We start from the raw sequence: 1,726 nt of genomic DNA, 5'->3' as shown, positions 1-1,726 counted from the left end.
AAAAAAGCGGGGAACAATCAAGTTCCCCGCTAGAAAATTAATGCGGCAGCGTGCTAGTCTCCCACACCCTATCGAGTGCAGTACCCTCACCGTGTCAGGCCTTAGCTTCCGGGTTCGGAATGGGACCGGGCGTCTCACCTGAGCCATGACCACCGCAAAACTATATTATACACTCACAAACCAGTAAGTGGAAACGTGGCAGTCTGGGAACCGGACATGAACGCGAGAAAAAACTTTTACCAACCAATCGTTAAACGAAACATTTAGCACTCAATACTATCACAGAAGAATACTAGTCAAGAAACTCACACACCCAACCCCCAAAAAAAGGAGATCAAGAAATGTCACCATCACCCATTAGTACTAGTCAGCTCCACCCCTTACAGGGCTTCCACATCTAGCCTATCAACCACGTGTTCTACATGGGGGCTCACACACTAAAGTGCATGGAATGCTTATCTTGGAGCAGGCTTCCCGCTTAGATGCTTTCAGCGGTTATCCCTTCCGAACGTAGCTAACCGGCGGCGCCACTGGCGTGACGACCGGCATACCAGAGGTTCGTCCACCCAGGTCCTCTCGTACTATGGGCAGGTCTCCTCAACATTCCAACGAGCGCAGAGGATAGAGACCAAACTGTCTCACGACGTTCTGAACCCAGCTCGCGTGCCGCTTTAATCGGCGAACAGCCGAACCCTTGGGACCTGCTCCAGCCCCAGGATGCGACGAGCCGACATCGAGGTGCCAAACCATCCCGTCGATATGGACTCTTGGGAATGATCAGCCTGTTATCCCCGGGGTACCTTTTATCCGTTGAGCGATGCCACGTCCGTACGCCGGCACCGGATCACTATCTCCGACTTTCGTCCCTGCTCGACCCGTCAGTCTCACAGTCAAGCCCGCTTGTGCGATTACACTCAAAACCCGATTGCCAACCGGGTTGAGCGGACCATTGAGCGCCTCCGTTACTCTTTAGGAGGCAACCGCCCCAGTTAAACTACCCGCCAGGCACTGTCCCTAACACGGATAACGTGCTGAGGTTAGACGCCAGATATGGAAAGAGCGGTATTTCACTATTCGACTCCACGCAAGCTAGCGCCCACGCTTCACAGCCTCCCGCCTATGCTACACGATCCACACCTAACGACAATACCAAGGTATAGTAAAGGTCCCGGGGTCTTTTCGTCCTTCTGCGCTTAACGAGCATCTTTACTCGTACTGCAATTTCGCCGGGCTCCTGGCCGAGACAGTGGGGAAGTCGTTACGCCATTCGTGCAGGTCGGAACTTACCCGACAAGGAATTTCGCTACCTTAGGATGGTTATAGTTACCACCGCCGTTTACCGGGGCTTAAATTCACCGCTTCGCAAAAACTAACGGATCCTCTTAACCTTCCGGCACCGGGCAGGCGTCAGAGCGTATACAGCGGCTTACGCCTTCGCACGCTCCTGTGTTTTTGGTAAACAGTCGCTACCCCCTAGCTTGTGCCACCCCCAACAGCTCAACAATGTAAAACCATATCACCATCAGGGGTCTCCCTTATGCCGAAGGCACGGGAGTAATTTGCCGAGTTCCTTGGCCAGGATTCGCCCGATCGCTTCGGTATACTCTACCAGACCACCAGTGTCGGTTTAGGGTACGAGCGGAATCACACCTCACGTTGAAGCTTTTCTTGGCAAACAGGATCACCGGAATCAGCCATACAGCCTACCCATCACGCCTCAGCTTAA

At 53.3% G+C, this 1,726-nt stretch carries 2 rRNA genes; both read right to left on the bottom strand.

What is annotated here, in order from left to right:
• Positions 1-40 precede the first annotated feature (40 nt).
• A 5S ribosomal RNA gene (gene rrf, locus ACNEUN_RS06185) occupies positions 41-157 on the bottom strand.
• Positions 158-337: 180 nt separating this feature from the next.
• A 23S ribosomal RNA gene (locus tag ACNEUN_RS06180) occupies positions 338-1,726 on the bottom strand; the annotation flags it as partial.

Source organism: Gardnerella sp. C0684A1 (genome assembly GCF_055326835.1).
This window is presented reverse-complemented; position numbering and strand designations above follow the sequence as displayed.